This window comes from Ideonella sp. A 288 (genome assembly GCF_002198735.1).
Taxonomy (GTDB): domain Bacteria; phylum Pseudomonadota; class Gammaproteobacteria; order Burkholderiales; family Burkholderiaceae_C; genus Pseudaquabacterium.
On sequence record NZ_MWLO01000121.1, the window covers coordinates 37800 to 62702 of the forward strand.

The following is a 24903-nucleotide window of genomic DNA, read 5'->3' on the forward strand; positions in this document are numbered from 1 at the left end:
CGACTGGCAACTTCGCGCGGCCTACACCCGGCCCGACTGAGGCCAGTGCACCGACGGATGCCAAGGATCGAATCAAGACGACTTGAAGCTACAGCTTGACCATCACGTGCCGCGCCACGGTGTAGTCCTCCAGCGCAAACAGGCTCATGTCCTTGCCGTAGCCGCTGCTCTTCAGGCCACCATGCGGCATTTCGTTGACCAGCATGAAGTGGGTGTTGATCCAGGTGCAGCCGTACTGCAGCGAACGCGCCACGCGCATCGCGCGGCCCACGTCCTGCGTCCACACGCTGCTGGCCAGTCCGTAGTCCGAGTCGTTGGCCCAGTCGATCGCCTGCTCGGGGTCGGTGAAGCGCGTGACGCTGACCACCGGGCCGAAGACCTCGCGCTTGACGATCTCGTCCTCCTGCCGCGCGCCGGCCACGACCGTGGGCTCGTAGAAGAAGCCGCTGCCGGCCCGCGTCTTGCCGCCTGCGGTGACTTCCATGTGGCCGGTCATCTGCGCCCGCTCGACGAAGCTGGCGACGCGGTTGCGCTGGCGCTCGCTGATCAGCGGGCCGATTTCCACGCCGTCCTCGTCCTGGGTGCCCATCTTGATGCTGCGCACCGCGCTGCTGAGGTCGGCCACCAGCTTGTCGTGGATCTTGGCTCCGGCGTACACGCGGCACGCGGCCGTGCAGTCCTGCCCTGCGTTGTAGTAGCCGAAGGTGCGCAGGCCTTCGACCACGGCGGCGAGGTCGGCGTCGTCGAACACGATCACCGGCGCCTTGCCGCCCAGTTCGAGGTGGGTGCGCTTGAGGGTGCCGCTGGCGGCCTGCAGGATCTTGCGCCCGGTGGACACGTCGCCCGTCACGCTGACCATCGCCACCTTGGGGTGCTCTACCAGAGGCTGCCCCACCGAGGTGCCGCGCCCGGTGACGATGTTCAGCACGCCCTTGGGAAAAATGTCGGCCGCCACGCGGGCCAGCCACAAGGCGGTCAGCGGCGTCTGCTCGCTGGGCTTGAGCACCACGGTGTTGCCCGCCGCCAGTGCCGGCGCAGTCTTCCAGGCGGCCATCATCAGCGGGTAGTTCCACGGCGCAATCGAGCCCACCACACCCAGCGGGTCGCGCCGGATCAGGCTGGTGTGGCCGGCCAGGTACTCGCCGGCCAGAGGCCCGGTCAGGGTGCGGCAGGCGCCGGCGAAGAAGCGGAACACATCGGCCACCGCCGGGATTTCGTCGCCCAGTGCGCGGGCATAGGGCTTGCCGCAGTTCAGCGACTCCAGCCGGGCGAAGGTCTCGGCCTCGGCCTCGATGGCATCAGCCAGCTTCAGCAGCGCGCGCGAGCGCTCCATCGGCGTGGTGTCGCGCCAGCCATCGAAGGCGCGGTGCGCAGCCGACACGGCCTTGTGCACCTGCTCGACCGAGGCTTCGGGCACCTCGACCAGCAGCGCGCCGGTGGCGGGATTCAGCACACGTTCGGCTTCGCCCTCGCCGGCGACGAATGCGCCATCGATGAACAGCTGGGTGGGCAGGGTCAGGTCGGCCATGGTGGGGCTCCTCGGCAGGGGGTTCAACGGTGGGCAGGTTCGTCGGCCCGGGTCAGGGTGTAGGCCAGCAGGATGGGCACAAAGGTCAGTCCGATGATCACCACCGCGACGACGTTGGTGACCGGGCGCTGGCGCGGGCGGATCAGCTCCTGCAGCATCCAGATCGGCAGCGTGGTCTGCTGGCCGGCGGTGAAGGTGGTGACGATCACCTCGTCGAAGCTCAGCGCAAAGGCCAGCAGCGCGCCGGCCAGCAGCGCCGAACCGAGCTGCGGCATCACGATGTAGCGCAGGGTCTGGAAGCCGTCGGCGCCCAGGTCCATGCTGGCCTCGATGAGGTTGGGGTTCAGGCGCCGCAACCGCGCCACGGCGTTGTTGAACACCACCACCACGCAGAAGGTGGCGTGGCCGATCACGATGGTCCAGAACGAGAACGGGATCTCCATCGTGTGGAATGCACTGCGCAAGGCGATGCCGGTGATGACGCCCGGCAGCGCGATGGGCAGGATGAACAGCAGCGAGATCGCATCGCGGCCGAAGAACCGCGCCCGCGCCAGCGCACCGGCGGCCAGCGTGCCCAGCACCAGTGCGGCGGCGGTGCTCCAGGCGGCGACTTCGAAGCTCAGCCGGATGGCGGCCCAGACATCGTCGCGCTCCCAGGCCACGCCGAACCAGCGCGTGGTCAGCGCCGGCGGCGGAAAGACATAACTCTTGTCTTCCGCGCTGAAGGCATACAGCACGATCAGCGCCAGCGGGATGTGCAGGAACATCACCACAGCCCAGGCCGATGGGGTCAGCAGCCTAGAGCGCATCGAACGCTCCTTGGCGTTTCGCGAACCAGAGGTACAGCCCGATGGCGACGATCGGTACCAGCGAGAAGGCGGCCGCGAAGGGGATGTTGCCGGCCACGCCCTGCTGGCGGTAGATGACCTGCCCGATGAAGAGCGTGGAGTCGCCGATGACCTGCGGGATGATGTAGTCGCCCAGCGTCAGGCTGAAGGTGAAGATCGAGCCCGCAGCCACGCCCGGCATCGCCAGCGGCAGCACCACGCGGCGAAAGGTGGTGGCAGGGTGGGCGCCGAGGTCGGCCGAGGCTTCCAGCGTGCTGGCCGGGATGCGCTCGATGGCGGCCACCAGCGGCAGGATCATGAACGGCAGCCACATGTACACGAACACGACGAATGTGCCGAAGGTCGAGAAGCTCAGGCTGGGCCCGCCGATCAAAGGGGTGGCCAGCAGCGCGTCGACCACCCAGGTGAGGTGCAGCTGCTGCGTGACCCAGTGGATGGCGCCCTCCTTGGCCAGCAGCAGCTTCCAGGCGTACAGCCGCACCAGGTAGCTGCTCCACAGCGGCAGCATCACCGCGATGTACAGCACGGCCTTGGTGGCGCCGCCGGTGCGCGCCATCACCAGCGCCACCGGGAAGGCCAGCACGGTGCAGGCCAGCGTGACCGCCACCGCCATGCCGATCGAGCGGCGTGCGGCGTCGAGGTTGGCGCCGTCCAGCAGCGCGATGAAGTTCGAGATGCCGACCTCTCGAACCACCTGGCCGGTGAAGTCGTCCAGGCGGAACAAGGCATTGGCCAGCAGCGCGAACAGGCTGCCCAGGTAGATGACGCCGAACCACAGCAGCGGCGGGCCCAGTAGGGCCAGCAGCAGGAGCCCGCGGCGGTGGTACAGCAGGTCGGACAGCCGGCGCCGCAGCGTGGGCGCCGGCAGGGCCTGCAGCGCGAGCGCCGTCATGGCCGCAGCGGGTGCACCGCGCGTTCGTCCCAGTGCAGGTGAACCGGGCGACCGGGTTCGGGAGGCGCGCTGCCGGCCTCGGCGGCCAGGTCGGCCTGCAGCAGCGCGCCGCCGGCGTCGACCCTCAGCCGGGTGAAGGCGCCGAAGTACTGCACCTCGCACACCGTGCCGCTGGCGCGCGCACCGGCAGCGTCACCCAGACGGATGCGTTCGGGGCGCAGCATCGCGCCGGCATGGCCGGTCAGGCGCTGCGCCGCCTGGCCTTCCAACACGTTGGCCGCGCCGACGAACTGCGCCACGAAGCGCGTGGCCGGGGTGTCGTACACCTGGGCCGGCGTGCCCACCTGTTCCAGCCGCCCGGCATTGAACACGCCGATGCGGTCGCTCATCGACAGCGCCTCGTGCTGGTCGTGCGTGATGAACAGGAAGGTGATGCCCAAGCGGCGCTGCAGCGCCTTCAGCTCGCTCTGCATCTGCTCACGCAGCTTCAGGTCCAGCGCGCCCAGTGGTTCGTCCAGCAGCAGCACCTGGGGCTGGCCGACCAGCGCGCGCGCCAGTGCCACCCGCTGGCGCTGGCCGCCCGACAGTTGGGCCGGCCGGCGCTCACCCACGCCCGGCAGCTGCACCAGGGCCAGAAGTTCGTCCGCCTTCTGCGCCCGTGCGGCCTTGGCCACGCCACGCACCATCAGCGGGTAGGCCACGTTGTCGCGGATGCTCATGTGCGGGAACAGCGCGTAGTCCTGGAACACGGTGTTGACCGGGCGCAGGTACGGCGGCCGCGAGGTCACGTCGGCACCACCGATGCGAATGCGACCGGCCGACGGCAGCGTGAAGCCCCCGATCATGCGCAGGCAGCTCGTCTTGCCCGAGCCCGATGGCCCGAGCAGGGTGAAGAACTCGCCGGCCTCGATGGTCAGGTTGACGCGATCCACGGCGCGCACGGCCGTGTCTCCGCTGCCGAAGACGCATTCGACGTCTTCGAGCTGGACCGCTGCCGTCATCGGATCAGCTCAACGGCCGCCCAGGACTGCGATGTAGTCCGACGCCCACTTGTGGTACGGCACGCAGGCGTTGTTCTGGCTCTTGCACTGTGCCACGGGGGTGCGCCAGAAGCTGATCTTCTCGAAGTCGTTGTAGCCCTGGCGCGCGCAGCCGTCGTCGCCCAGGAGCTTGTTGCCCTTGCAGGCGGCCGGCACCGCTGGCACCGAGCCGAACCAGGCCGACAGGTCACCTTGCAGCTTGGGGTTGAGCGAATGCTCCAGCCACATGTACGCGCAGTTCGGGTGCTTGGCTTCGGCGTGCAGCATGGTGCTGTCGGCCCAGCCGGTGGCCCCCTCGACCGGCACCACGCTGGCCACCGGGGCCTTCTTGCTCTTCAGGATGTTGGCCTGGAACTGCCAGCTGCCCGAAGCGACCACCCCTTCATTGGTGAAGTCGTCGATCTGCACGAACGCGTCGTGCCAGTACTTGCCCACCAGCTTGCGCTGGCCGCGCAGCAGGTCGAGCGCCGCCTTGTACTGGGTCTCGTTGAGCTCGTAGGGGTCCTTGATGCCCAGGCCCGGGTTCTTCTTCATCAGGTACAGCGCCGCGTCGGCGATGTAGATCGCGCCGTCGAAGGCCTGCACCCGCCCCTTGTTGCTCTTGCCATCGGGCAGCGTGGTCTCTTCGAACACCACGCTCCAGCTGGTGGGCGGCTTGTCGGCAAAGACCTTGGTGTTGAACATCAGCACGTTCCAGCCCCACTGGTAGGGCACGCCATAGTGGGTGTTGCCCTCGAAGTGCCAGGGCGCCTTCTGCAGCCGTGGGTCGATGTTCTTGTAGCTGGGGATCAGGCCGACATTGATCGGCTGCACCTTCTTGCCGCGGATCAGCCGCGTGCTGGCATCGCCCGAGGCGGTGACGAGGTCGAAGCCGCCCTCGTTCATCAGCGCCACCATCTCGTCGGAGGTGCCGGCGGTCTTGACGTTGACCTTGCAGCCGGTCTTCTTCTCGAAGTCGGTCACCCAGTCGAAATTCTTGTCGGTGGCACCGCGCTCGATGTAGCCGGCCCAGGCCACGATGTCGACCTGGCCTTCGCCCTTGCCGATCTTGGCCAACGGCGCCTTCTGCGCCGACACGAGGCCATGGGCGGCCAGCGTGACCGCGGCCACGGCCGCGAGGATGAATGTGCTGCGGGACATGGAGCCTCCTGGGGTCGGTTGAATCGACAGGTGAGCACACGATAGGGCCGGGCCTGCGGCGTGGTGAAATTCAATCGAGCGGGGTCAGGCCATCGACATTGGAGATATCGAGAGAAACCCGCAGCCCTGGCGCCCGAACGCCTCGGCGCAGCACGAGAATGTCGGCACATGGCCCTGTCCCACGTGACCCTTCGGCAGTTCCGCTATTTCATCGCCGTGGCCGAGAGCGGCTCGGTCGTGGCGGCGTCGCGCATGCTCAACATCGCGCAAAGCGCCGTCACCAAGAGCATGCAGGAACTGGAGGACGAACTGGGCCAGCGGCTGTTCGAGCGCAGCCCCCGGGGCATCACGCTGACGGTGCAGGGGCACCGCTTTTTGGCCGGTGCGCACCGGGTGATCGGCGCCGTGGCCGAGGCCACGCGGCTGCGCCAGGGCGAAGAGGCCGACGGCATCGTCGGCCACCTGGCCATCGGCGTGACCAGCCTGGTGGCCGGCTACTACCTCAGCGAACGCCTGTCGCGTTACCGTCGCCTGTGCCCCGGCGTCAGCGTGCAGGTGGTGGAGGACAGCCCGACCTTCCTGGAGCACCTGCTGATCAACGGCGAACTCGACGTGGCCATCATGGTGTGCAACGCGCTGGGCGATCCGCAGGCGCTGATGGTCGAGACCTTGACGCGCAGCCCCAGCCGCGTGTGGATGGCCTCCGACCACCCGTTGGCCGTGCGCGACGAGGTGAGCCTGGCCGACTGCGCCGCGCACGACCAGGTGGTGCTCGAGGCCGACCGCATCGACGACCTGATGCGCGCTGCCTGGACCCGCCACCAGCTCAAGCCGCGTGCGCTGCTGCGCACCTCGTCGCTGGAGGCGGTGCGCTCGCTGGTCGGCGCCGGTGCCGGCGTGAGCGTGCTGCCCGACTTCCTGTACCGCCGCTGGACGCTGGACGCCGAGCATGTCGACGTTCGCCCGCTGCGCGACGAACTGCCCACGGTCGACGTCGGTCTGGTGTGGCGGCGCGGGCTGGCGCTCAAGCCGGTCGTGGCGGAGTTCATCGAAGTGGCGCGCGAGTCCTCGCGGTCCCGCCGTTCCTGAGACTGCGCAGGAGATCGCCCGTCCGCGTCGCGGGTCCTTGTCCGAATCGCCGTCGTCTTCGGCCAGGCAGGTCGAACCCTCCTCTTCCATCAACACCGCCCACGGGTGAGCAACTTCATCAGTCGGGTGATGATCTGGTGCAACACCCCATGCAGCGCCGCATCGGTTGGCGCGGGTACTTCGACCATTTCCGGCGCCCCGTCGGTGCGACGCCGGTACACGCCGTCCAGCACCAGGCACTGCAGGCGGAAGACGCCATGACCATGGCGTCCTGGGCGATGCCACCGAGGCGACGCGGGTGCTCTGGCTTGAACGCCACGGGCTGGATGCACTGCGCGAGCTGAATCTGCCGGCACCGCACGTCTTCGAAGACATCGCGCCCCGGCCCGTGGTACTGCCCGGCGCGCAGCCTGGGCGCGGCCTGCTGACGGTGCGCTCGGGCCCCGACGGCGGGCAACTGGCGGCCGTGCACACGCCACACATCGGCGGTGTGCTGCACGTCTATCGGCCCGAAGGCGAGCGACTGACCCGGCAACGCCTGTACGCCGATGTCAGCACCCACCGCATCGGCATGCGCGAGGTCGACCTGGCGGCCTGGGTGCAAGGGCTGCTGATACTGCCCAGCCAGGACGGCCGCCGACTGCGGCTGATGAACCCGGCGGCGGACTGGACCGAGTTGAAGGCGGTGGCGCTGCCAGGGCGCGCCATCCTGACCGCCGCGGTGCCCGACGCCGCAGCGCTGGCGGTCTTGCTGGACGGCGGCCAGGTCGTGCTGGTGGGGGCGTCGGCGCGCACGGCCCCTCGCGCCTGAGAGCCCGTCGACACCGCAGCGGCTCAAGGCCCGGCCTTGCCTTTGGCGCGGCGCCGGCGTGCGGCAAGAGGCGACTCAGCCGCCGCGTACGCCGCCAGGCCAGCCGGTCGGTCGATGGGCAGAACCTCCTTCAGCGTCGTGCCGCCAGCGGGCTGCAGCGCCGGCGGAAAGAACGCCAGCTTCTGCGCCGCGGCCAGCTTGGCGGTGCGCGTGAGGTCGAGGTCGCGCTCGTTGACGCCGGCCGGCGGCTTCGCCGCCACGCCGTCCACGATCTCCAGATCGAACCACCAGCGCTTGACCGCGTTGCGCTGGCCGCCGCCGGTGCGGTCGTCGTAGTCGATGAGCTGGCGGCGCGAGGCCGGCACGTCGATGGACAGCCACAGAAGCCGTTCGGCTTCGACCAGGTCCTCGCGGTTGTAGGGGCAGGTCTTCATGCAGCGGCCGCAGGCCGAGCCCTTCATGTTGGTCAGCCGGTACTTGCCGCATTTCTCGACGTCGGGCTTCCAGATCTCGTAGCCGTTGAACATCACCTTGGGGCCGAAGGGGATGGCGTTGCAGGGGCACTCGCGTGCGCATTTCAAGCACGCGTTGCACACGGCCTGCAGGCCGAAGTCAATGGGCTTGTCCACGGCCAGCGGCAGGTCGGTCGTGAACAGCACCGACTTCGATCGTGGGCCGATGAAGGGGTTGAGGATCAGCTCGCCGATGCGCGACAGCTCGCCCAGGCCGGCCATCAGCACCGCCGGCAGGTGCAGCAGTTCGGAATGCGCATTCGAGTGGGCGCGTGCCGAATACCCCATGCGCCGCACATGCGCGGCCATCACGCCGGCGATGGTGGCGCCGCGCAGGTAGGCCCGCATCGACTGCGCACCCGAGATCCAGTCGTCGCCCGAGGCCCCCTCCATCGTCTCGAACCCCTGGTCGATCAACATCACCACCGCGTACCGGTGGTAGGGCGCGATCGGCCGGCCCTCGACCTCGTCGTGCGAGTAGTACATCCAGGGCTCGGCCTCGCAGATGCCCACCAGGTCCGCGCCCATCACATGGGCCAGGGCCTTGACCGCGTTGGCATTGCGCTGCGGGTCCGACAGGTCGCCGCCAAAGCCAGTGGGCTGCAGCGGCTCACGCGTGCCCTGCATCGGCACCAGGCCGCGGATCAGCGGCGTCATCGCAAAGGCCAGCGGGTGCTTGACGGCAAAGCGCGTGCGCTCGGTCCTGGCCTTCTCGCCCAGGTCGCCCGCCAACGCCCGGGTGAACAGGTCGGCGCGCTTCGGCACGCGCTGGATCTCGTCGCGCAGCACCAGCGTGGTCGGCGCATCGACGCGCCGGATGCGCTCCATCGCGTAACGCCCCAAGTGCAAAGGACGCCGCGCCAGTTCATCGTCTTCGAAGCCGGGCCGGGTGCCGGGTGCGCCCATGTAGGTGGCCGCGTCGGGCCAGTCCAGCGATGCCGTTGCCGCGATCGGCAGGTCGGTGGCCAGCGGGTAGTCGGTGGTGACGGCGGCAACGCGGAAGCCGCGCGCGGAAAAGGGCATGGCGAGCACGCCATCGACGGCCTTGGCCACGCCCGCGCGCTGGGCCAGGGCGGCCAGGTCGACCCGCGTCCGGCCGGCCCCATCACCCGCGGTGCTGTTGGCCACATGCCCACGCGCCGACCAGCCCAGCGCGCGGACGTACGCCGCCAGCACCACCGCCACCTCGGCACAGCGCAGGTCGGTGCGCTCGGCGTGGGTGCCGCGGATCCATTCGGCGCCGGGTTCGCCGGGCTGCGGTTCACGGCTGAACTCCACGAGAAAGACGAACGCGTGGCTGTGGGGCGGATGATCGGCGTCCAGCCAGTCCTGCGGCTGCAACTCGCAGACGCCGGCCAGCGTGGCGTCCAGGAAGTAGGCCGAGGCCTTGAGGTTGCGGGCGCGCGCGACCAGATCGTCGGGCACCGGCGCGCGTGCGGGCGCCATCACGCCATCGAGGTGTTCGTCGAAGAGCGTGCGGTACTCGGGCAACGCGCCCAGCACCGCATCGGCGCCTGCGCGAACCGCATCGGTCGGCTGGCGCACCCCGGCGATGGGCTCCGCTGCTTCACGCGGCAGCAGTTCCGTCGGCAACATGCCAAGATCAAAGGGACGATCCCGGTTGGAGAAGAGTCGGGCCACGGCGTCTCCGGCTTGAGCAGGCCTGGAGCGTAACAAGCGCCGCGACCTGCCCCGGGCCGGCCCGCGACTTCAGCGCAGGTCAAGCTGCCCGCGGCAGCGCCAGGCACAGCCGGGTGCCGCCAACGGGTCGTCCCGGCCAGGACCAGCCATCGACGCATGGCAGCTTCATCGCATCTCGGCGCGAAAAGAGACCGATCTTCTTGACGGCGCAAGAACTGGTCATGCGCCACCAGGCGGGCGACAAGACTTTTTCGCCTGGCTTGAATCCAAAGCCTGCTGTCCAGCGCTCCAAGGAAGGGTCATCACAACCCTCACCTGGAGAACCGCCATGCGCCGACTGAACCTCTGGCCCCTGCTGATCGGCCTGGCCTTGCTCGCTGCGCAGCCCACCGGCCGCGCAGCGCTGGATGCCTCAGTGACCACCCGGCTGGCCGATGATCTGCGCTGCCAGCTCGGCGTCTACGGCCTGCCCGGGCAGCGAACGATGGCGATCACCGGCCACGACGGGCAGCCCCGTGGTCTGCACTACACCTTGTCGGACGGGCGATTCGGGCCGCTGCTGGAGCAGCCTGACGGCAGCTTCGCGGGTGGGGCCGTCACCATCCGCTTCGAACCCTGCGCCGCAGGCACGTTGTGGCTGGGCACCCCGGAAGGCGCAGAGCGCTTCAGAGCCACGCGCCTGGCTCTGAAGCAGCAGGAAACCCGCTTCACCAGCGACGGCATCACGTTGCACGGCAAGCTCGTGCTGCCGCCAGGCGGCCATGCGCGTGTGCTGGCCGTTTGGGTCGAGGGCTCGAACAACAACCCCAGCACCGATGACTGTGTGTGGCCCTACGAGCTGGCGCGCCGTGGCGTGGCCGTGTTCGTGTACGACAAGCGCGGCACCGGGGCATCCGGTGGCGCCATGACTTCGAACTTCCAGGCCCGCGCCAGCGATACCGCAGCGGCGGTGCGCGAAGCCCGCCGTCTCGCGCCGGGCATCCGCCGGGTGGGGGTGATCGGCGGCAGCCAAGGCGGCTGGGTGGCGCCATTGGTGGCCACTCAGGTACGCCTGGACTTCGTCGTCGCCGCGTTTGCCCTGGCCGAAGGGCCGATCGCCCAGGACCAGGCGCTGGTAGCGCAGCAATTGCACGAAGCCGGGTTCGACGATGCCGCGCAAGGCCCTGCCCGGGAGCTGACCGCCCTGACCGAGAAGGCTGTGCGCACGGACCTGCGCGAAGGACTGGACGAGATGGACGCCTTCAAGACCCGCTGGGCTGGGGCGCCCTGGCTGAAGGCCATCCAGCCGCGTTCCTACACGGGGCTGTTCCTCCAGTTCACTGCCGCCGACATCCGCGCCCACGGCCCGGCCATGGCGCAGGGCCTGGACTTCACCCATGAGCCAAGGCCGGTGATCCAGGCCATCCGGTCGCGCCAGCTGTGGCTGCTGGGTGGGCGTGACCGTCAGGCCCCGAACGTCGGCACGCAATCCATCCTGCGGCAGTTGCAGGCCCTGGGGCGGCCCATCGACGTGGTGATATTCGAGCGAGCCGACCACGGCCTCATCGAACCTGCTGCCGACGGTTCCGGCTTCACCTACGCGGCAAGCCTGTTCGACACCACCGCCGACTGGGTGCTGCGTGCGCAGCCCCCAGCCCGCGGGCGCTTCATCACGCGCTAGCCACTGCAGCTTGTAGTCCACTCGGTGCTGCAGACCTGGAGATCCACCCCATGAGTTCCGAATCCACGCTGACGCTGGGCCACCTGATCATCCCGATCCTGGGCCTGCTGATCCCCATCGTGGCCATCGTGGCGCACTACGCCGCCAAGGCCTATGGCGAACGACAGCGCCACCTGAGCATCCGCGAGTTTGCGCGTGCTGGGCAGCCGGTGCCGCCGGAACTGCTGGCCGAGGGGCCGACCGAAGGCGACCTTCGCAACGCCAGTGAGCGCAACCTTCCCAGCCGCGTCCTACTTTCCGCTGCCGTCAACGTGGGCCTGGGCCTGGGGCTGATGGGCCTGTTCACGGTGGTCAGCCCGGGGTCGTGGCTGTGGGCCATTGGATTCGTGCCGCTGGGCCTGGGGCTGGGCTTGCTGGCGTTGTGGGCCGTTGCACGCAGGCAGCAGACCGGGCTGTGACCCCAACGGCCAAAGCGGAGCGACCGCCCGACGAGGCGCCGTTGGTGGCCCGCGCGGCTGCGGGCGACAGCCGCGCCTTTGCCGAGTTGGTGCGGCGCCACCAGGGCTACTTGCGCAAGTTGCTGGGCCGTGTGTGCCGTGGCGACCAGGCCCGTGCCGACGACCTGGCGCAGGACGCCTTCGTGCGCGCCTGGCGCGCGCTGCCTGGCTTTCGCGGCGAAGCACGGTTTCGCACCTGGCTCACGCGCCTGGCCTACTCGTCGCTGGCGGCGGAGCGGCCCGGCTTGCCGGCGCTGGACGAGGCGCCGCCAGAGTTGGGCATGCACAGCGACTTCGCGCCCGGCGCGGACTGGCGCTTGGATCTGGAGCGGGCGATGGCCGAACTGCCCGAGGCGCAGCGCCATGCCCTGCTGCTGACCTATGGTTCCGACCTCAGCCACAGCGAAGCTGCACAGGTGCTGGGTTGGCCGTTGGGCACGTTGAAGACGCAAGTACTGCGCGCCAAGGCGCGGCTTCGTGCGCAGTTGCAGGCCTGGGAGCGGCCCCCTTGAACACCATCCCCATCCACCCGCAGGAGATTCTCATGGACGACCCTCTGGATGCCGCCCTGCTGCGCCACTTGAGCAGCGCACCCGAGCCGGCCGACAACGGCTTCAGCGCGCGCGTGCTGGCCGCCTTGCCGCCCCAGCCTCGACGCCGGCGCACGCCCTTGGCCGACTGGGTGCATCGCGCCCGATGGGCCGCGATGAGCCTGGCCGGCGTCGGGCTTGCGCTCTTGCCAGCTGTCAGTGCCAGCGCAGATGTGGCGGGCGGAGTGGCGGTCTACGCCCTGATCGGCCTGCTGGTGTTCTGGTCCTTGCCGTTGCCCTGGAACGGCGCTTGAGCACGCGGCACAGCGCGCGGCTGGGGGCCGCGCGAAGCCCAAGGTCAATCGAACCTTGGCTTGGGCGATGACAGCTTTGGGTCGGTACCGAACCTCGGCCGAGGCCCGGGGGCTCACACCATCCCGCGCGCCGCGGCGATCAGGTAGCCCGCCACGCAGGAGCTGGACACGCCGATCAGGCCCGGCGCGATGAAGCTGTGGTTGATCACGTACTTGCCGATGTGGGTGGTTCCCGAGCGGTCGAACTGCAGGGTGGCCAGGTCGCTGGGGTAGGTGGGCAGGATGTAGTAGCCATAGCACGCGGCCGCGAAGGCCACCACGTAGCCCGGCGGCACGCCGATGGCCAGGCCCACCGGCACCATGGCGCTGATGGCCGCGGCCTGCGAGTTGACCAGCTTGGACACCAGCAGCAGCGCCAGCGCGAAGGTCCAGGGGTGGGCCTTCACCACGTCGGCCAGCGCGGCCTTGATGACCGGCAGGTTGGCCTCGAACACCGTGTCGGCCATCCAGGCCACGCCGAACACCGCCACCACGGCGATCATGCCGGCGCGGAAGACCTCGGTCTTGCCGATCAGCGCCGGATTGGTTCTGGTGAACACCACGATCAGCGCGCCGGCCATCAGCATGAACATCTGGATCACCAGCACCATCGACAGCGGCTTGTTGGCCACCAGCGGACGCGCCGATTCGAAGGCGCCCAGCAGGGCCACCACGGCGATGGCGCCGGCGAAGATCCACATCGCGGTCCACTGCTGCGACGTGAGCCGCTGGTCGAGCGTGGTGCTGGATCCGCCGTACACCGACTGGCGGCCTTCCGGCGTGGAGACGAGCTTCTGGAAGTCCTCGTCCTTGTCGAGGTCCTTGCCGCGGAACCAGCTGAAGATGCCGATCATCAGCACGCCGACCAGCGTGGACGGGATGGTCACCGACAGCAGTGTGACGAAATCGATGATGGGCGCACCGGCCGGCGCCTTGGCCAGGAAGGCCACCAGCGACACCACCGCCACCGACACCGGGCTGGCGATGATGCCCATCTGGCTGGCGATGGACGAGGCGGCCATCGGGCGCTCGGGGCGGATGCCGTTGCGGATGGCCACGTCGTAGATGATCGGCAGCATGGTGTAGACCACGTGCCCGGTGCCGCACAGCATGGTCAGGATGCAGGTGGTGAACGGCGCCAGGATCGACACGTAGCGCGGGTTGCGGCGCAGCACCTTCTCGGCCAGCTGCAGCAGCACGTCCAGCCCGCCGCTGGCCTGCAGCGTGGCCGACGCGGCCACCACCGCCACGATGGTGAGCATCACGTCCACCGGCGGCTTGCCCGGCGGCAGGCGGAACACGAAGACGAGGATGACCATGCCGATGCCGCCGAGCAGGCCGAGGGCGACGCCGCCCTTGCGGGCGCCATAGAACAGGCAGGCGACGATCAGCGCCAGCTGCAGGTAGGGGATCATGAGGGGGGTCCGGTGAGCGTGTCGACAGAGACTGCGCGGCCGAAGGGCCGGCAGGACGCTCGGCCCTGCTACCTGAGTGGTGCATGGCGCACCACGTGACGCCCAGGTTCGGCGAGGTGCCGGGCTCGGGGCCGAGGTTCGACTTCGGCGTCCATTCTGGGCCTGGCGCCGTGGCGCAGGCTTGACCGTGGACAAGCCTGCGGCAGGACGGGCGGCGCGCCCTTGGCGGGTGCAAGGACCTCGGGCCGGCATCCATCTTGCGTCAACGACGGTGTGAAGCGCCCCCCCGACACCCCCGGCACGCCGTTCGAGGCCCAGGCCCTGCGCGTGCTGCTGATCGACGATGGCGCGCACCGTGTCAGCCTGATCCGCGACGAGCTGACACGGCAGGGCCACCTGGTGGTGGGCGTGGTCGACTCGGCGGTGCTGATCCACGATTGCGTGCTGCGCCTGCAGCCCGACGTGGTGATCGTGGACAGCGAATCGCCGTCGCGCGACACGCTGGAGCACCTGGCCACGGTGTCGACGTCGAGCCCGCGCCCGGTGGTGGTGTTCAGCGAGGACCCGAGCCACCAGACCATGCGCGAGGCGCTGCGTGCCGGCGTCAGCGCCTACGTGATCGCCGGCCTGCAGCCGCAGCGCCTGGTGCCGGTGCTGCAGGTGGCGATCGCCCGCTTCGAGCAAGACCGTGCGCTGCGCGATCAGCTCGACGAGGCGCAGTCGCAGCTGTCCGACCGCAAGCTGATCGAGCGCGCCAAGGGCATCCTGATGGACGAGGTGGGCCTGACCGAGGAGCAGGCCTTCAAGCAGCTGCGCAAGCTGGCGATGGACCGCGGCCAGCGCCTGGCGCAGGTGGCCGAGCGCATCGTGGAAGCGCGCGACCTGCTGCGCCCGCCAGGCTGACACCCGCGCGCCGCGCCGGGCACCGGCACATGCTGCGCCGCACCAACGCGAGGCGCGCGATCAACCGTTGTGGTGCAAATCGAGGCGAAACGGCCCGATAAAGCCTGGCACGTCGCGTGCTAAAGAAGACGTGAGCACCACGCACAACGGCGTGTGGGGTGCACAGAGATTCGGGCAAAGGCGTCCGACTTGCAGGCTTCGCTGGTGTTGACAGCGTGGCCCTGCGGTCGAGACGCCTTTTTGTTTTGGTTCGGTCGATTCAGGAGCATTTCCATGGTCACACGCGGGGGTTTGATGAGCGAAGAACGCAGGCAATTCATCAAGGGTTCGGCCGCGATGGCCGCCGGGGCCAGCGTCGGGGCCGGGGCCTGGGCCGCCGGCTCGGACGCGCCCGAGAAGAAGGAAGTGCGCATCGGCTTCATCCCGCTGACCGACTGCGCCAGCGTGGTGATGGCCTCGGTGATGAAGTTCGACGAGAAGTACGGCATCAAGATCATCCCGACCAAGGAGGCCTCCTGGGCCGGCGTGCGCGACAAGCTGGTCAACGGCGAGCTCGACATGGCGCACGTGCTGTACGGCCTGGTCTACGGCGTGCACCTGGGCGTGGGCGGGCCCAAGAAGGACATGGCCGTGCTGATGAACCTGAACCACAACGGCCAGGCCATCACGCTGTCGAAGAAGCTGGCCGACAAGGGCGCGGTGGACGTGGCGTCGCTGGCCAAGGCCATGGCCGCCGAGAAGCGCGAGTACACCTTCGCGCAGACCTTCCCCACCGGCACGCACGCGATGTGGCTGTACTACTGGCTGGCCTCGGGCGGCATCAATCCGATGAAGGACGCCAAGGTCATCACCGTGCCGCCGCCGCAGATGGTGGCCAACATGCGCGTGGGCAACATGGACGGCTACTGCGTCGGCGAGCCCTGGAACCACCGCGCCATCATCGACGGCATCGGCGTCACGGCCGCCACCACACAGGACGTGTGGAAGGACCACCCCGAGAAGGTGCTGGGCACCACGGGCGACTTCGTCAAGAAGTACCCCAACACCGCGCGCGCCGTGGTCATGGCCGTGCTCGAAGCCGGCCGCTGGATCGACGCCAGCCTGTCCAACAAGATGAAGATGGCCGAGATCATCGCCGAGAAGTCCTACGTCAACACCAGCGTCGACGCGATCAACCAGCGCATCCTCGGCCGCTACCAGAACGGCATGGGCAAGACCTGGGACGACCCCAACCACATGAAGTTCTTCAACGACGGGCTGGTCAACTACCCGTACCTGAGCGACGGCATGTGGTTCCTCACCCAGCACAAGCGCTGGGGCCTGCTGAAGGACCACCCCGACTACCTGGCCGTGGCCAAGGCGGTGAACCAGACCGAGCTCTACAAGCAGGCCGCGGCGCAAGTGAAGGCCAGCGTGCCGAAGAGCGACATGCGCTCGTCGAAGTTCATCGACGGCGTGGTCTGGGACGGCAAGGACCCGGCCAAGTACGCCGACAGCTTCAAGGTGCGGGCCACCTCACCGGCCTGATCACGCCGGCCTGACTTCTCCAGCCTGATCCCGCCGCCTGATCGGTCACCCGATCCGGCCGCCCCGCCTTTTCACCGAATGCACGAGGAGCCCCCCATGGTCAGTGCCGTGTTCCATTCCCCTTCCGAGGCGATCGCCGCCGACAAGACCGCCGCGCCGCGGTCGGCCGCAGCGCCCAAGCAACTCGTCAAGCACGCGTCCACGGCCGCACCGAAGGCGCCGCGCGAGGCCTTCGACTGGCGCGCCCTCTTCGGCCGCGTGCTGCCGCCGCTGGCCGGCATGGCGCTGCTCGTCGGCATCTGGGCCCTGCTGACGCAGAAGGGCGGATCGTTCCCGACGCCGGCGGCCACCTTCGAGGCGGCGGTCAAGCTGTTCTCGAACCCGTTCTACCGCAACGGCCCCAACGACCAGGGCATCGGCTGGAACATCCTGTTCTCGCTCGAACGCGTCGGCGTGGGCTTCGGCCTGGCGGCGGTGGTGGGCATCCCGCTGGGCTTCCTGATCGGCCGCTTCGCGCTGCTCAATCGCATGGTGTCGCCGCTGATCAGCCTGCTCAAGCCGGTGTCGCCGCTGGCCTGGCTGCCGATCGGCCTGCTGGTGTTCAAGTCGGCCAACCCGGCGGCGATCTGGACCATCTTCATCTGCTCGATCTGGCCGATGGTCATCAACACCGCGGTGGGCGTGCAGCGCGTGCCGCAGGACTATCTCAACGTGGCCCGCGTGCTGAACCTCAGCGAATGGAAGATCGCCACGCGCATCCTGCTGCCCGCGGTGATGCCCTACCTGCTGACCGGCGTGCGCCTGAGCGTGGGCACGGCCTGGCTGGTGATCGTGGCCGCCGAGATGCTGACCGGCGGCGTGGGCATCGGCTTCTGGGTGTGGGACGAGTGGAACAACCTCAACGTCGCCCACATCATCATCGCCATCTTCGTGATCGGCATCGTCGGGCTGCTGCTCGAGTGGATGCTGATGGCGGTGGCCAAGCGCTTCGAATTTTCATGACCCACCCCCGGAGCGGCCTTCGGCCGCTTCCCCCTCAAGGGGGCGCCGCCAACGGCCCGGCAAAGCCGGTTCCGTGGCGTCCGCTGGACCTCGGCCCCACACACCTTTCCGCCAGGGACTGCCCATGAAACCAATGCTTCATCTCAGCGACGTCGGCATGAGCTTCGCCACCAAGCGCGGCCCCTTCGTCGCCCTGCGCGACATCCACCTCGACGTGGAGCGCGGTGAGTTCGTCACGCTGATCGGCCATTCGGGCTGCGGCAAGTCCACGCTGCTGAACCTGGTGGCCGGCCTGACCACGCCCACCAGCGGCGTGCTGCTGCTGGACGACCGCGAGCTCAAGGGACCGGGACCCGACCGCGGCGTGGTCTTCCAGAACCACTCGCTGCTGCCCTGGCTGAGCTGCGCCGACAACGTGCACCTGGCCGTCGAGCGCGTGTTCGGCGACAAGGAGGGCCGCGCCCAGCTGCGCGAGCGCTCGCTCGAGGCGCTGGAACTGGTGGGCCTGATGCATGCCAGGGACAAGCTGCCCGGCGAGATCTCCGGCGGCATGAAGCAGCGCGTGGGCATCGCCCGTGCGCTGGCCATGAAGCCCAAGATGCTGCTGATGGACGAGCCCTTCGGCGCGCTGGACGCCCTCACCCGCGCGCGGCTGCAGGACGAGCTGATGAAGATCGTCGCGGCCACCGGCTCGACGGTGATGATGGTCACCCACGACGTCGACGAGGCGGTGCTGCTGTCCGACCGCATCGTGATGCTCACCAACGGCCCGGCCGCCACCATCGGCGAGGTGCTGCAGGTGCCGCTGCCGCCGGTGCGCGAGACGCTGCGCCACCGCCTGGAGATGGCCCACGACAGCGGCTACCTGGCGGCGCGCGAATCGGTGCTGGAGTTCCTGTACCGCAAGCAGGCGCATGTCGAAGCGCAGGCCGCGTGATCCGGGAGCCGCGATGAAGAACGACACCATCCCCCTGCTGCGCCAGAAGCTCGTCGTCGTCGGCAACGGCATGGCGGGCGTGCGCGCGGTCGAAGAGCTGCTGAAGCTCGCGCCCGCGCTGTACGACATCACCATCTTCGGCGCCGAGCCCCACCCCAACTACAACCGCATCCTGCTGTCGCCGGTGCTGGCGGGCGAGCAGACCATCGACGAGATCATCCTCAACCCGCTGGACTGGTATGCCGAGCATGGCATCACGCTGCACACCGGCCAGACGGTGACGAAGGTCGACCGCGTCAAGCGCGTGGTGCATGCGCAGGGCGCCGACGGCAGCACCGTGAGCGCGCCCTACGACCGGCTGCTGCTGGCCACCGGCTCCACGCCCTTCATGCTGCCGGTGCCGGGCAAGGACCTGGCCGGTGTCATCGCCTACCGCGACATCGCCGACACCGAGGCCATGATCGACGCGGCCACCAAGTACAAGCATGCGGTGGTCATCGGCGGCGGCCTGCTCGGCCTGGAGGCTGCCAACGGCCTGATGCGCCGCGGCATGCAGGTCACGGTGGTGCACCTCATGCCGTGGCTGATGGAGCGCCAGCTCGACGACACCGCGGGCCGGCTGCTGCAGAAGTCGCTGGAGGACCGCGGCCTGAAGTTCATGCTCGGCGCGCAAACCCAGGCGCTGATCGGCGACCAGGACGGCGGCAAAGGCGGTCGTGTGATGGCGGTGCAGTTCAAGGACGGCACCGAGATCCCGGCCGATCTGGTGGTGATGGCCGCCGGCATCCGCCCCAACACCGCGCTGGCCGAATCGATGGGCCTGCACTGCCAACGGGGCATCGTCGTCAACGACACGCTGCAGACCACCACCGACGCGCGCATCTACGCGGTGGGCGAATGCGCCGCGCACCGCGGCATCGCCTACGGCCTGGTGGCGCCGCTGTTCGAGCAGGGCAAGGTGTGCGCCACGCACCTGGCCGAGTTCGGCATCGGCCGCTACACCGGCAGCCAGACCAGCACCAAGCTGAAGGTCACCGGCATCGACCTGTTCTCGGCCGGCAACTTCACCGGCGGCGAGGGCTGCGAAGAGATCGTGATGAGCGATCCCTACGGCGGCGTCTACAAGAAGCTGGTCATCCGGGACGACAAGCTGATCGGCGCCTGCCTCTACGGCGACACGGTGGACGGCAGCTGGTACTTCAAGCTGCTGCGCGAGGGCCGCACCGTCAGCGACATCCGCGACAAGCTGATGTTCGGCGAGTGCAACATCGGCGACACCGGCCACGAGGGCAACACCCGCGCCGCGGCCATGGCCGACAGCGACGAGGTCTGCGGCTGCAACGGCGTCAACAAGGGCACCATCTGCAAGGCCATCAAGGACAAGGGCCTGTTCACGCTGGACGAGGTGCGCAAGCACACCAAGGCCAGCGCCAGCTGCGGCTCGTGCACGGGGCTGGTGGAGCAACTGCTCATGTTCACCGCCGGCGGCGACTACAGCGCGGCGCCGAAGATGAAGGCGATGTGCGGCTGCACAGACCTCGGCCACCAGGCCGTGCGCGACGCGATCCGCCAGCAGCACCTGCTGAGCATCGCCGACGTGCAGGCCACGCTGGGCTGGCGCACCCCCAACGGCTGCGCCAGCTGTCGGCCGGCGCTGAACTACTACCTGCTCAGCACCTGGCCGAAGGAAGCGCAGGACGACCCGCAAAGCCGCTACATCAACGAGCGCAGCCACGCCAACATCCAGAAGGACGGCACCTACAGCGTGATCCCGCGCATGTGGGGCGGCGAGACCACGGCCGACGAACTGCGCCGCATCGCCGACGCGGTGGACAAGTACAAGATCCCCACCGTCAAGGTCACCGGCGGCCAGCGCATCGACCTGCTGGGCGTGAGGAAGGAAGACCTGGTCGGTGTCTGGAAGGACATCGGCATGCCCAGCGGCCACGCCTATGCCAAGGCACTGCGCACGGTGAAAACCTGCGTGGGCAGCGAGTGGTGCCGCTTCGGCACCCAGGACAGCACGCAGATGGGCAAGGACCTCGAACGCGCGCTGTGGCGCATGGTCGCGCCGCACAAGGTGAAGCTGGCCGTCAGCGGCTGCCCGCGCAACTGCGCCGAGAGCGGCATCAAGGACGTCGGCGTGATCGGCGTCGATTCGGGCTGGGAAATCTATGTCGGCGGCAACGGCGGCATCAAGACCGAGGTCGCTCAGTTTCTGGTCAAGCTGAAGACCGCCGCCGAGGTGCTGGAGGTCAGCGGCGCCTTCCTGCAGCTGTACCGCGAAGAAGGCTGGTACCTCGAACGCACGGTGCACTACATCGCCCGCGTCGGCCTCGACCATGTCAAGCGCCGGGTGCTCGACGACGCGGTCGGCCGCGTGGCGCTTTGGGAGCGGCTGCAGTTCAGCCTGGACGGCGAGCCCGACCCGTGGTTCGAGCACGAGGCGGCCAAGGTCGACCTGCGGCAATTTCAACCGGTGGCCGTGGTGGGCACGCCCAGCGCACACAAGGAGACAGCATGAACCAATGGACGGCCATCTGCCGCGTCGACGACATCCCGGTGCTCGGCGCGCGGCGCGTGTCGCGCCTGAAGGCGCCGGCGGTGGCGATCTTCCGCACCGCCGAGAACCGCATCTACGCGCTGCTCGACCGCTGCCCGCACCGCGGCGGACCGTTGTCGCAGGGCATCGTCTTCGGCGATGCCGTGGCCTGCCCGCTGCACAACTGGACCATCGGCCTGTCCGACGGCTGCGCCCGCGCGCCGGACGAAGGCAGCACGCCCACCTTCGCCTGCCGCGTCGAGGCCGGGCAGGTGTACCTCGACGCCGAGGAACTGGCCACCCGCGCGCTCGACCTGCCGCTGCCGGTGGCCGGGCCGCGCACCGCCTGCGCGGCCTGACCCCGCCACCGCCCGCCGCCCCATGCGCGAGACCCGCTCCACCTGCCCCTACTGCGGCGTCGGCTGCGGCGTGGTCATCGAGCACGACGGCGCGCAGATCACCGGCGTGCGCGGCGACCCGGAGCATCCGGCCAACTTCGGCCGGCTGTGCACCAAGGGCAGCACGCTGCACCTCACCGCGGCGCCCCTGCTGCAGGCCCAGGCGCGGGCGCAGGTGCCGATGCGGCGCGCCACGCGCGGCGGTGCACTGGCGCCGGTGACCTGGGACGCCGCGCTCGACGAGGTGGCCGACCGCTTCGCCGACACCGTGCGGCAGCACGGGCCCGATGCGGTGGGCCTGTACCTGTCGGGCCAGTTGCTCACCGAGGACTACTACGTCTTCAACAAGCTGGCCAAGGGGCTGCTGGGCACCAACAACGTCGACACCAACTCGCGCCTGTGCATGAGCAGCGCGGTGGCCGGCTACAAGGCCAGCCTGGGGTCGGACGCGCCACCGGCGTGCTATGACGACCTGGCCCTGGCGCGCACGGTGTTCATCACCGGCTCGAACATGGCCTGGGCGCACCCGGTGCTGTACCGCCGGCTCGAGGACGCGCGCCGCGCCCACCCGGACCTGAAGGTCATCGTCGCCGACCCGCGCCGCACCGAAACGGCGGCCGAGGCCGACCTGCACCTGCCGCTGCTGCCCGGCACCGACGTGGCGCTGTACCACGCGATGCTGCATGTGCTGCTGTGGGAAGGCCTCACCGACCCCGCCTTCATCGAGGCCCACACCAGCGGCTTTGCCGCGCTGCGCGACCGCGTGCGCGAGTTCACGCCGGCCCACGCGGCGCGCCTGTGCGGGCTGAAGGAAGACGACATCGTGCAGGCGGCGCGCTGGTTCGGCACGCTGGCGCCAGAGGCGCCCGGCGGGCGCTGGCCCACGCTGTCGCTGTACTGCCAGGGCCTCAACCAGAGCAGCAGCGGCACCGACAAAAACAGCGCGCTGATCAACCTGCACCTGGCCACGGGCCAGATCGGCAAGCCCGGCGCCGGGCCCTTCTCGCTCACCGGCCAGCCCAATGCGATGGGCGGGCGCGAGGTCGGTGGGCTGTCCAACCTGCTCAGCGCCCACCGCGACCTGGCCAACCCCGAACACCGCGCCGAGGTGGCCGCGCTGTGGGGTGTGACGGACGTGCCGGCCACGCCGGGCAAGAGCGCGGTGGAGATGTTCCAGGCCGCGGCCGACGGCGCGATCCGCGCGCTGTGGATCGTCTGCACCAACCCCGCTCAGTCGATGCCCGACCAGGCCAACGTGCGGCGGGCGCTGGAGCGCTGCGACTTCGTCGTCGTGCAGGAGGCCTATGCCCACACCGCCACCACCGCCTGGGCCGACCTGGTGCTGCCGGCCAGCAGCTGGGGCGAGAAGAGCGGCACGGTGACCAACAGCGAGCGCCGCATCAGCCGCGTGCGCGCCGCCGTGCCGGCGCCCGGGCAGGCGCGCGACGACTGGGCCATCGCGGTGGACGTGGCGCGCCGGCTGGAGCGGCGCCTGCCCTCGCGCCGCGTGCCGGGCTTCGTCGGCGAGACGATGTTCGGCTGGGACGGCCCCGAGGCGGTGTGGAACGAGCACCGCGAGAGCACCCGCGGCCGCGACCTCGACATCACCGGCCTGAGCTACGCCGCGCTCGACGTGCCGCAGCAGTGGCCCTGCCCGCAAGGCGCCGCGGCCGGCACCGCACGCCTGTACACCGACGGCCGCTTCGCCACGCCCGACGGCCGCGCGCGCTTCGTCGCGCCGGCCTTTCGCCCAACAGCCGAAGTGCGCGACGCACGCTACCCCGTCTCGCTGACCACCGGGCGCCTGCGCGACCAGTGGCACGGCATGAGCCGCACCGGCACGCTGGGCCGGCTGTTCTCGCATGGCGGCGAGCCCGCGATCGAGCTGCATCCACAGGAGCTCGACCGCCGCCAGTGGCGCGCCGGCGACCTGGTGCGCGTGCAGTCGCGCCGCGGCAGCCTGGTGCTGCCGGTGCAGGCCAGCGACACGGTGCCGCCGGCGCAGGCCTTCATCGCCATGCACTGGGGCGACGAGGTGCTGGGCGGCGACGGCAGCCAGGGCGTCAACGCGCTGACCACCGGCGCCTTCTGCCCGCAGTCGAAGCAACCCGAGCTGAAGCACACGGCGGTGCGCCTGGAGCGCGCCGAGCTGCCCTGGGGGCTGGTGGCCGCCGCCTGGCTGCCGGCCGAGGCCTGGCTGGCCACGCGCGAGCGGCTGCGGCCGCTGATGGCGCAGTGGGCCTATGCCGCCTGCCTGCCCTTCGGCCGCGAGCCGGGCGACCGCGTCGGCCTGCTGTGGCGAAGCGCCCGCATCGACGCGCCCGACACCGCGCTGCTGTCGGCGCTGGAGGCGGCCTTCGACCTGACCGACGGCCCTGTGTTGCGCTACGCCGATGCCCGCGCCGGCCAGCACCGCGCGATGCGGCTGCGGCCGGACGGCACGCTGCAGGCCTTTCTGCTGTCGGGCGACGGTGCGGCGCAGCGTTGGGTGCTCGACCTGCTGCAACAGGGCGCGCCGGCCGCCGGCTTCGGCCGCGCGCTGCTGGCCGCCAGCGCCGCGCCGCCGCAGCCTGTGGCCCTGCGCAGCCGGCAGGTGTGCGCCTGCCACGACGTCAGCGAAGACCGCATCCTCGCGACGCTGCCGCACTGCCCCGGCGACGAGGGCGCCTCGCTCGCCGCGCTGCAGTCGCGCCTGAAGTGCGGCACCGAATGCGGCTCCTGCCTGCCGGCCGTGAAGGCCCTGGTGCGGCGCCACCACCCACTGGAGGCCTCGACATGACCCGTCCCGAAGACCGCCCGGTCGTCACGCTGGTCGGTGCCGGCCCCGGCGACCCCGACCTGCTCACCGTGCAGGCCATCAAGGCGCTGCGACAGGCCACCGTGGCCCTGGTCGACGACCTGGTGCAGCCGGGCGTGCTGCGCTGGCTGCGCCGCTCGGCGCGCGTGGTGCACGTGGGCAAGCGCGGCGGCTGCGCGAGCACGCCGCAGGCCTTCATCCACCGGCTGATGGTGGCCGAGGCGCGGCGCGGCGAGCGCGTGGTGCGGGTGAAGGGCGGCGACCCGTTCGTGTTCGGCCGCGGCGGCGAGGAGTGCGAAGCGCTGCGCGAGGCCGGCGTCGACGTCCGCGTGGTCAGCGGCCTGACCGCTGGCATCGCCGGACCGGCGGCCTTCGGCATCCCGGTCACCGACCGCCGCCATGCCCAGGGCGTGGCGCTGGTCACCGGCCATGCGGCGCCCGGCGGTGCCGAGCCCGACTGGGCGGCGCTGGCGCGCTCGGGCCTGACGCTGGTGGTCTACATGGGCGTGGCGCGGGTGGCGGCCATCACCCAGGCGCTGCAGGCCGGCGGCCTGTCGCCCGACACGCCCGCGGCGGTGGTGGGCGCCGCGCACACGCCCGACCAACACCACCTGCTGTGCACGCTGGGCACGCTGGCAGCCACGGTGGCCGAAGCGGGCGTGGCCGCACCGGCGCTGCTGGTGATCGGCGACGTGGTGCGCTGCGCTGCCACCTGGCCGGTCGAGGTCGACGGCGCCGGCATGGCAGGCGGCGAGCCCGGTGCCGAAGGCCAAGCCTGGCCCGCAGCGCGGCGGGCCACGGGATCGGCGCGGCGGCGGCATTGACGTCGGCCGCGGGGCCG

21 protein-coding genes are annotated in these 24903 nt (G+C 69.9%); 14 read left to right on the forward strand and 7 right to left on the reverse strand.

Features of this window, described 5'->3' with window-relative positions; genetic code table 11:
• Window positions 1–88 precede the first annotated feature (88 nt).
• From EOINJALH_RS13515 to EOINJALH_RS13535, 5 genes are read right to left on the reverse strand one after another with little or no spacing between them, the layout of a single operon-like run.
• Window positions 89–1528 (reverse strand): gamma-aminobutyraldehyde dehydrogenase, encoded by a 1440-nt coding sequence (locus tag EOINJALH_RS13515; RefSeq protein WP_199873372.1) that lies wholly within the window; start codon window positions 1526–1528, stop codon window positions 89–91.
• Between the two features lie 23 nt (window positions 1529–1551).
• Window positions 1552–2337 carry an ABC transporter permease gene (locus EOINJALH_RS13520; protein WP_088280887.1) on the reverse strand — a complete coding sequence of 262 codons (786 nt, stop codon included), beginning with the start codon at window positions 2335–2337 and terminating at the stop codon, window positions 1552–1554.
• Window positions 2327–3268 carry an ABC transporter permease gene (locus EOINJALH_RS13525; RefSeq protein ID WP_088280888.1) on the reverse strand — a complete coding sequence of 314 codons (942 nt, stop codon included), beginning with the start codon at window positions 3266–3268 and terminating at the stop codon, window positions 2327–2329. The genes EOINJALH_RS13520 and EOINJALH_RS13525 overlap by 11 nt, the downstream gene beginning before the upstream one ends.
• Window positions 3265–4269: an ABC transporter ATP-binding protein gene (locus EOINJALH_RS13530; RefSeq protein ID WP_088280889.1), complete on the reverse strand. Its 1005-nt coding sequence runs from the start codon at window positions 4267–4269 to the stop codon at window positions 3265–3267. The genes EOINJALH_RS13525 and EOINJALH_RS13530 overlap by 4 nt, the downstream gene beginning before the upstream one ends.
• Window positions 4270–4278: 9 nt before the next feature.
• Entirely contained in the window at window positions 4279–5448 is a 1170-nt protein-coding gene (locus tag EOINJALH_RS13535) for an ABC transporter substrate-binding protein (protein ID WP_088280890.1), read from the reverse strand.
• A 168-nt stretch (window positions 5449–5616) separates the two neighbouring features.
• Between EOINJALH_RS13535 and EOINJALH_RS13540 the strand changes: the two genes are divergently transcribed.
• Window positions 5617–6537 carry a LysR family transcriptional regulator gene (locus EOINJALH_RS13540; RefSeq protein WP_088280891.1) on the forward strand — a complete coding sequence of 307 codons (921 nt, stop codon included), beginning with the start codon at window positions 5617–5619 and terminating at the stop codon, window positions 6535–6537.
• A 298-nt stretch (window positions 6538–6835) separates the two neighbouring features.
• On the forward strand, window positions 6836–7348 hold the full coding sequence (locus tag EOINJALH_RS13545; protein WP_234413830.1) for a hypothetical protein: 513 nt from the start codon (window positions 6836–6838) through the stop codon (window positions 7346–7348).
• Between the two features lie 23 nt (window positions 7349–7371).
• On the opposite strand, the gene EOINJALH_RS13550 is transcribed toward EOINJALH_RS13545, so the two are convergent.
• Complete coding sequence (locus EOINJALH_RS13550) at window positions 7372–9456, reverse strand: reductive dehalogenase domain-containing protein (protein WP_234413831.1); 2085 nt, start codon at window positions 9454–9456, stop codon at window positions 7372–7374.
• A gap of 529 nt (window positions 9457–9985) precedes the next feature.
• On the opposite strand from EOINJALH_RS13550, the gene EOINJALH_RS13555 reads away from it, so the two are divergent.
• The 4 genes from EOINJALH_RS13555 to EOINJALH_RS13570 are packed head-to-tail and all read left to right on the forward strand — an operon-like array spanning window position 9986 to window position 12502.
• Window positions 9986–11161: a S9 family peptidase gene (locus EOINJALH_RS13555; RefSeq protein WP_158219760.1), complete on the forward strand. Its 1176-nt coding sequence runs from the start codon at window positions 9986–9988 to the stop codon at window positions 11159–11161.
• 50 nt (window positions 11162–11211) lie between these two features.
• A complete protein-coding gene (locus tag EOINJALH_RS13560; RefSeq protein WP_088280894.1) occupies window positions 11212–11619 on the forward strand; it encodes a DUF6249 domain-containing protein in 408 nt (135 codons plus the stop codon).
• A complete protein-coding gene (locus EOINJALH_RS13565) occupies window positions 11616–12170 on the forward strand; it encodes an RNA polymerase sigma factor (protein WP_158219761.1) in 555 nt (184 codons plus the stop codon). The genes EOINJALH_RS13560 and EOINJALH_RS13565 overlap by 4 nt, the downstream gene beginning before the upstream one ends.
• Window positions 12167–12502 carry a hypothetical protein gene (locus EOINJALH_RS13570; protein ID WP_144290027.1) on the forward strand — a complete coding sequence of 112 codons (336 nt, stop codon included), beginning with the start codon at window positions 12167–12169 and terminating at the stop codon, window positions 12500–12502. Before EOINJALH_RS13565 ends, EOINJALH_RS13570 begins: the two co-directional genes overlap by 4 nt.
• Before the next feature lie 113 nt (window positions 12503–12615).
• Here EOINJALH_RS13570 and EOINJALH_RS13575 read toward each other — a convergent pair whose 3' ends face one another.
• Entirely contained in the window at window positions 12616–13956 is a 1341-nt protein-coding gene (locus EOINJALH_RS13575) for an anaerobic C4-dicarboxylate transporter (protein WP_088280897.1), read from the reverse strand.
• 273 nt (window positions 13957–14229) lie between these two features.
• On the opposite strand from EOINJALH_RS13575, the gene EOINJALH_RS13580 reads away from it, so the two are divergent.
• The 8 genes from EOINJALH_RS13580 to cobA all read left to right on the forward strand — a co-directional run bounded on the left by EOINJALH_RS13580 (window position 14230) and on the right by cobA (window position 24886).
• Window positions 14230–14859 (forward strand): ANTAR domain-containing response regulator, encoded by a 630-nt coding sequence (locus EOINJALH_RS13580; protein ID WP_144290028.1) that lies wholly within the window; start codon window positions 14230–14232, stop codon window positions 14857–14859.
• Between the two features lie 294 nt (window positions 14860–15153).
• Window positions 15154–16386, forward strand: coding sequence for a CmpA/NrtA family ABC transporter substrate-binding protein (locus EOINJALH_RS13585; protein WP_255407123.1), 1233 nt, complete (start codon window positions 15154–15156; stop codon window positions 16384–16386).
• Between the two features lie 96 nt (window positions 16387–16482).
• A complete protein-coding gene (gene ntrB / locus EOINJALH_RS13590; protein WP_088280900.1) occupies window positions 16483–17388 on the forward strand; it encodes a nitrate ABC transporter permease in 906 nt (301 codons plus the stop codon).
• Between the two features lie 124 nt (window positions 17389–17512).
• Window positions 17513–18325, forward strand: coding sequence for an ABC transporter ATP-binding protein (locus EOINJALH_RS13595; protein WP_088280901.1), 813 nt, complete (start codon window positions 17513–17515; stop codon window positions 18323–18325).
• A 13-nt stretch (window positions 18326–18338) separates the two neighbouring features.
• Window positions 18339–20849, forward strand: coding sequence for a nitrite reductase large subunit NirB (gene nirB, locus EOINJALH_RS13600; protein ID WP_234413832.1), 2511 nt, complete (start codon window positions 18339–18341; stop codon window positions 20847–20849).
• The gene (gene nirD, locus EOINJALH_RS13605; RefSeq protein WP_088280902.1) at window positions 20846–21226 is read left to right on the forward strand and encodes a nitrite reductase small subunit NirD; all 381 of its coding nucleotides are present in this window, start codon (window positions 20846–20848) and stop codon (window positions 21224–21226) included. The genes nirB and nirD overlap by 4 nt, the downstream gene beginning before the upstream one ends.
• 22 nt (window positions 21227–21248) lie before the next feature.
• Entirely contained in the window at window positions 21249–24044 is a 2796-nt protein-coding gene (locus EOINJALH_RS13610) for a nitrate reductase (RefSeq protein WP_088280903.1), read from the forward strand.
• Window positions 24041–24886 (forward strand): uroporphyrinogen-III C-methyltransferase, encoded by an 846-nt coding sequence (cobA, locus tag EOINJALH_RS13615; protein WP_088280904.1) that lies wholly within the window; start codon window positions 24041–24043, stop codon window positions 24884–24886. The genes EOINJALH_RS13610 and cobA overlap by 4 nt, the downstream gene beginning before the upstream one ends.
• The last annotated feature ends 17 nt before the right edge of the window (window positions 24887–24903 follow it).

Excerpts from the sequence above, each read along its gene's own strand:
- EOINJALH_RS13515 (WP_199873372.1), bottom strand. The coding sequence starts at position 1,528 with ATGGCCGACCTGACCCTGCCCACCCAGCTGTTCATCGATGGCGCATTC.
- EOINJALH_RS13520 (WP_088280887.1), bottom strand. The coding sequence starts at position 2,337 with ATGCGCTCTAGGCTGCTGACCCCATCGGCCTGGGCTGTGGTGATGTTC.
- EOINJALH_RS13525 (WP_088280888.1), bottom strand. The coding sequence starts at position 3,268 with ATGACGGCGCTCGCGCTGCAGGCCCTGCCGGCGCCCACGCTGCGGCGC.
- EOINJALH_RS13530 (WP_088280889.1), bottom strand. The coding sequence starts at position 4,269 with ATGACGGCAGCGGTCCAGCTCGAAGACGTCGAATGCGTCTTCGGCAGC.
- EOINJALH_RS13535 (WP_088280890.1), bottom strand. The coding sequence starts at position 5,448 with ATGTCCCGCAGCACATTCATCCTCGCGGCCGTGGCCGCGGTCACGCTG.
- EOINJALH_RS13540 (WP_088280891.1), top strand. The coding sequence starts at position 5,617 with ATGGCCCTGTCCCACGTGACCCTTCGGCAGTTCCGCTATTTCATCGCC.
- EOINJALH_RS13550 (WP_234413831.1), bottom strand. The coding sequence starts at position 9,456 with ATGTTGCCGACGGAACTGCTGCCGCGTGAAGCAGCGGAGCCCATCGCC.
- EOINJALH_RS13555 (WP_158219760.1), top strand. The coding sequence starts at position 9,986 with ATGGCGATCACCGGCCACGACGGGCAGCCCCGTGGTCTGCACTACACC.
- EOINJALH_RS13560 (WP_088280894.1), top strand. The coding sequence starts at position 11,212 with ATGAGTTCCGAATCCACGCTGACGCTGGGCCACCTGATCATCCCGATC.
- EOINJALH_RS13575 (WP_088280897.1), bottom strand. The coding sequence starts at position 13,956 with ATGATCCCCTACCTGCAGCTGGCGCTGATCGTCGCCTGCCTGTTCTAT.
- EOINJALH_RS13585 (WP_255407123.1), top strand. The coding sequence starts at position 15,154 with ATGAGCGAAGAACGCAGGCAATTCATCAAGGGTTCGGCCGCGATGGCC.
- ntrB (WP_088280900.1), top strand. The coding sequence starts at position 16,483 with ATGGTCAGTGCCGTGTTCCATTCCCCTTCCGAGGCGATCGCCGCCGAC.
- EOINJALH_RS13595 (WP_088280901.1), top strand. The coding sequence starts at position 17,513 with ATGAAACCAATGCTTCATCTCAGCGACGTCGGCATGAGCTTCGCCACC.
- nirB (WP_234413832.1), top strand. The coding sequence starts at position 18,339 with ATGAAGAACGACACCATCCCCCTGCTGCGCCAGAAGCTCGTCGTCGTC.
- nirD (WP_088280902.1), top strand. The coding sequence starts at position 20,846 with ATGAACCAATGGACGGCCATCTGCCGCGTCGACGACATCCCGGTGCTC.
- EOINJALH_RS13610 (WP_088280903.1), top strand. The coding sequence starts at position 21,249 with ATGCGCGAGACCCGCTCCACCTGCCCCTACTGCGGCGTCGGCTGCGGC.
- cobA (WP_088280904.1), top strand. The coding sequence starts at position 24,041 with ATGACCCGTCCCGAAGACCGCCCGGTCGTCACGCTGGTCGGTGCCGGC.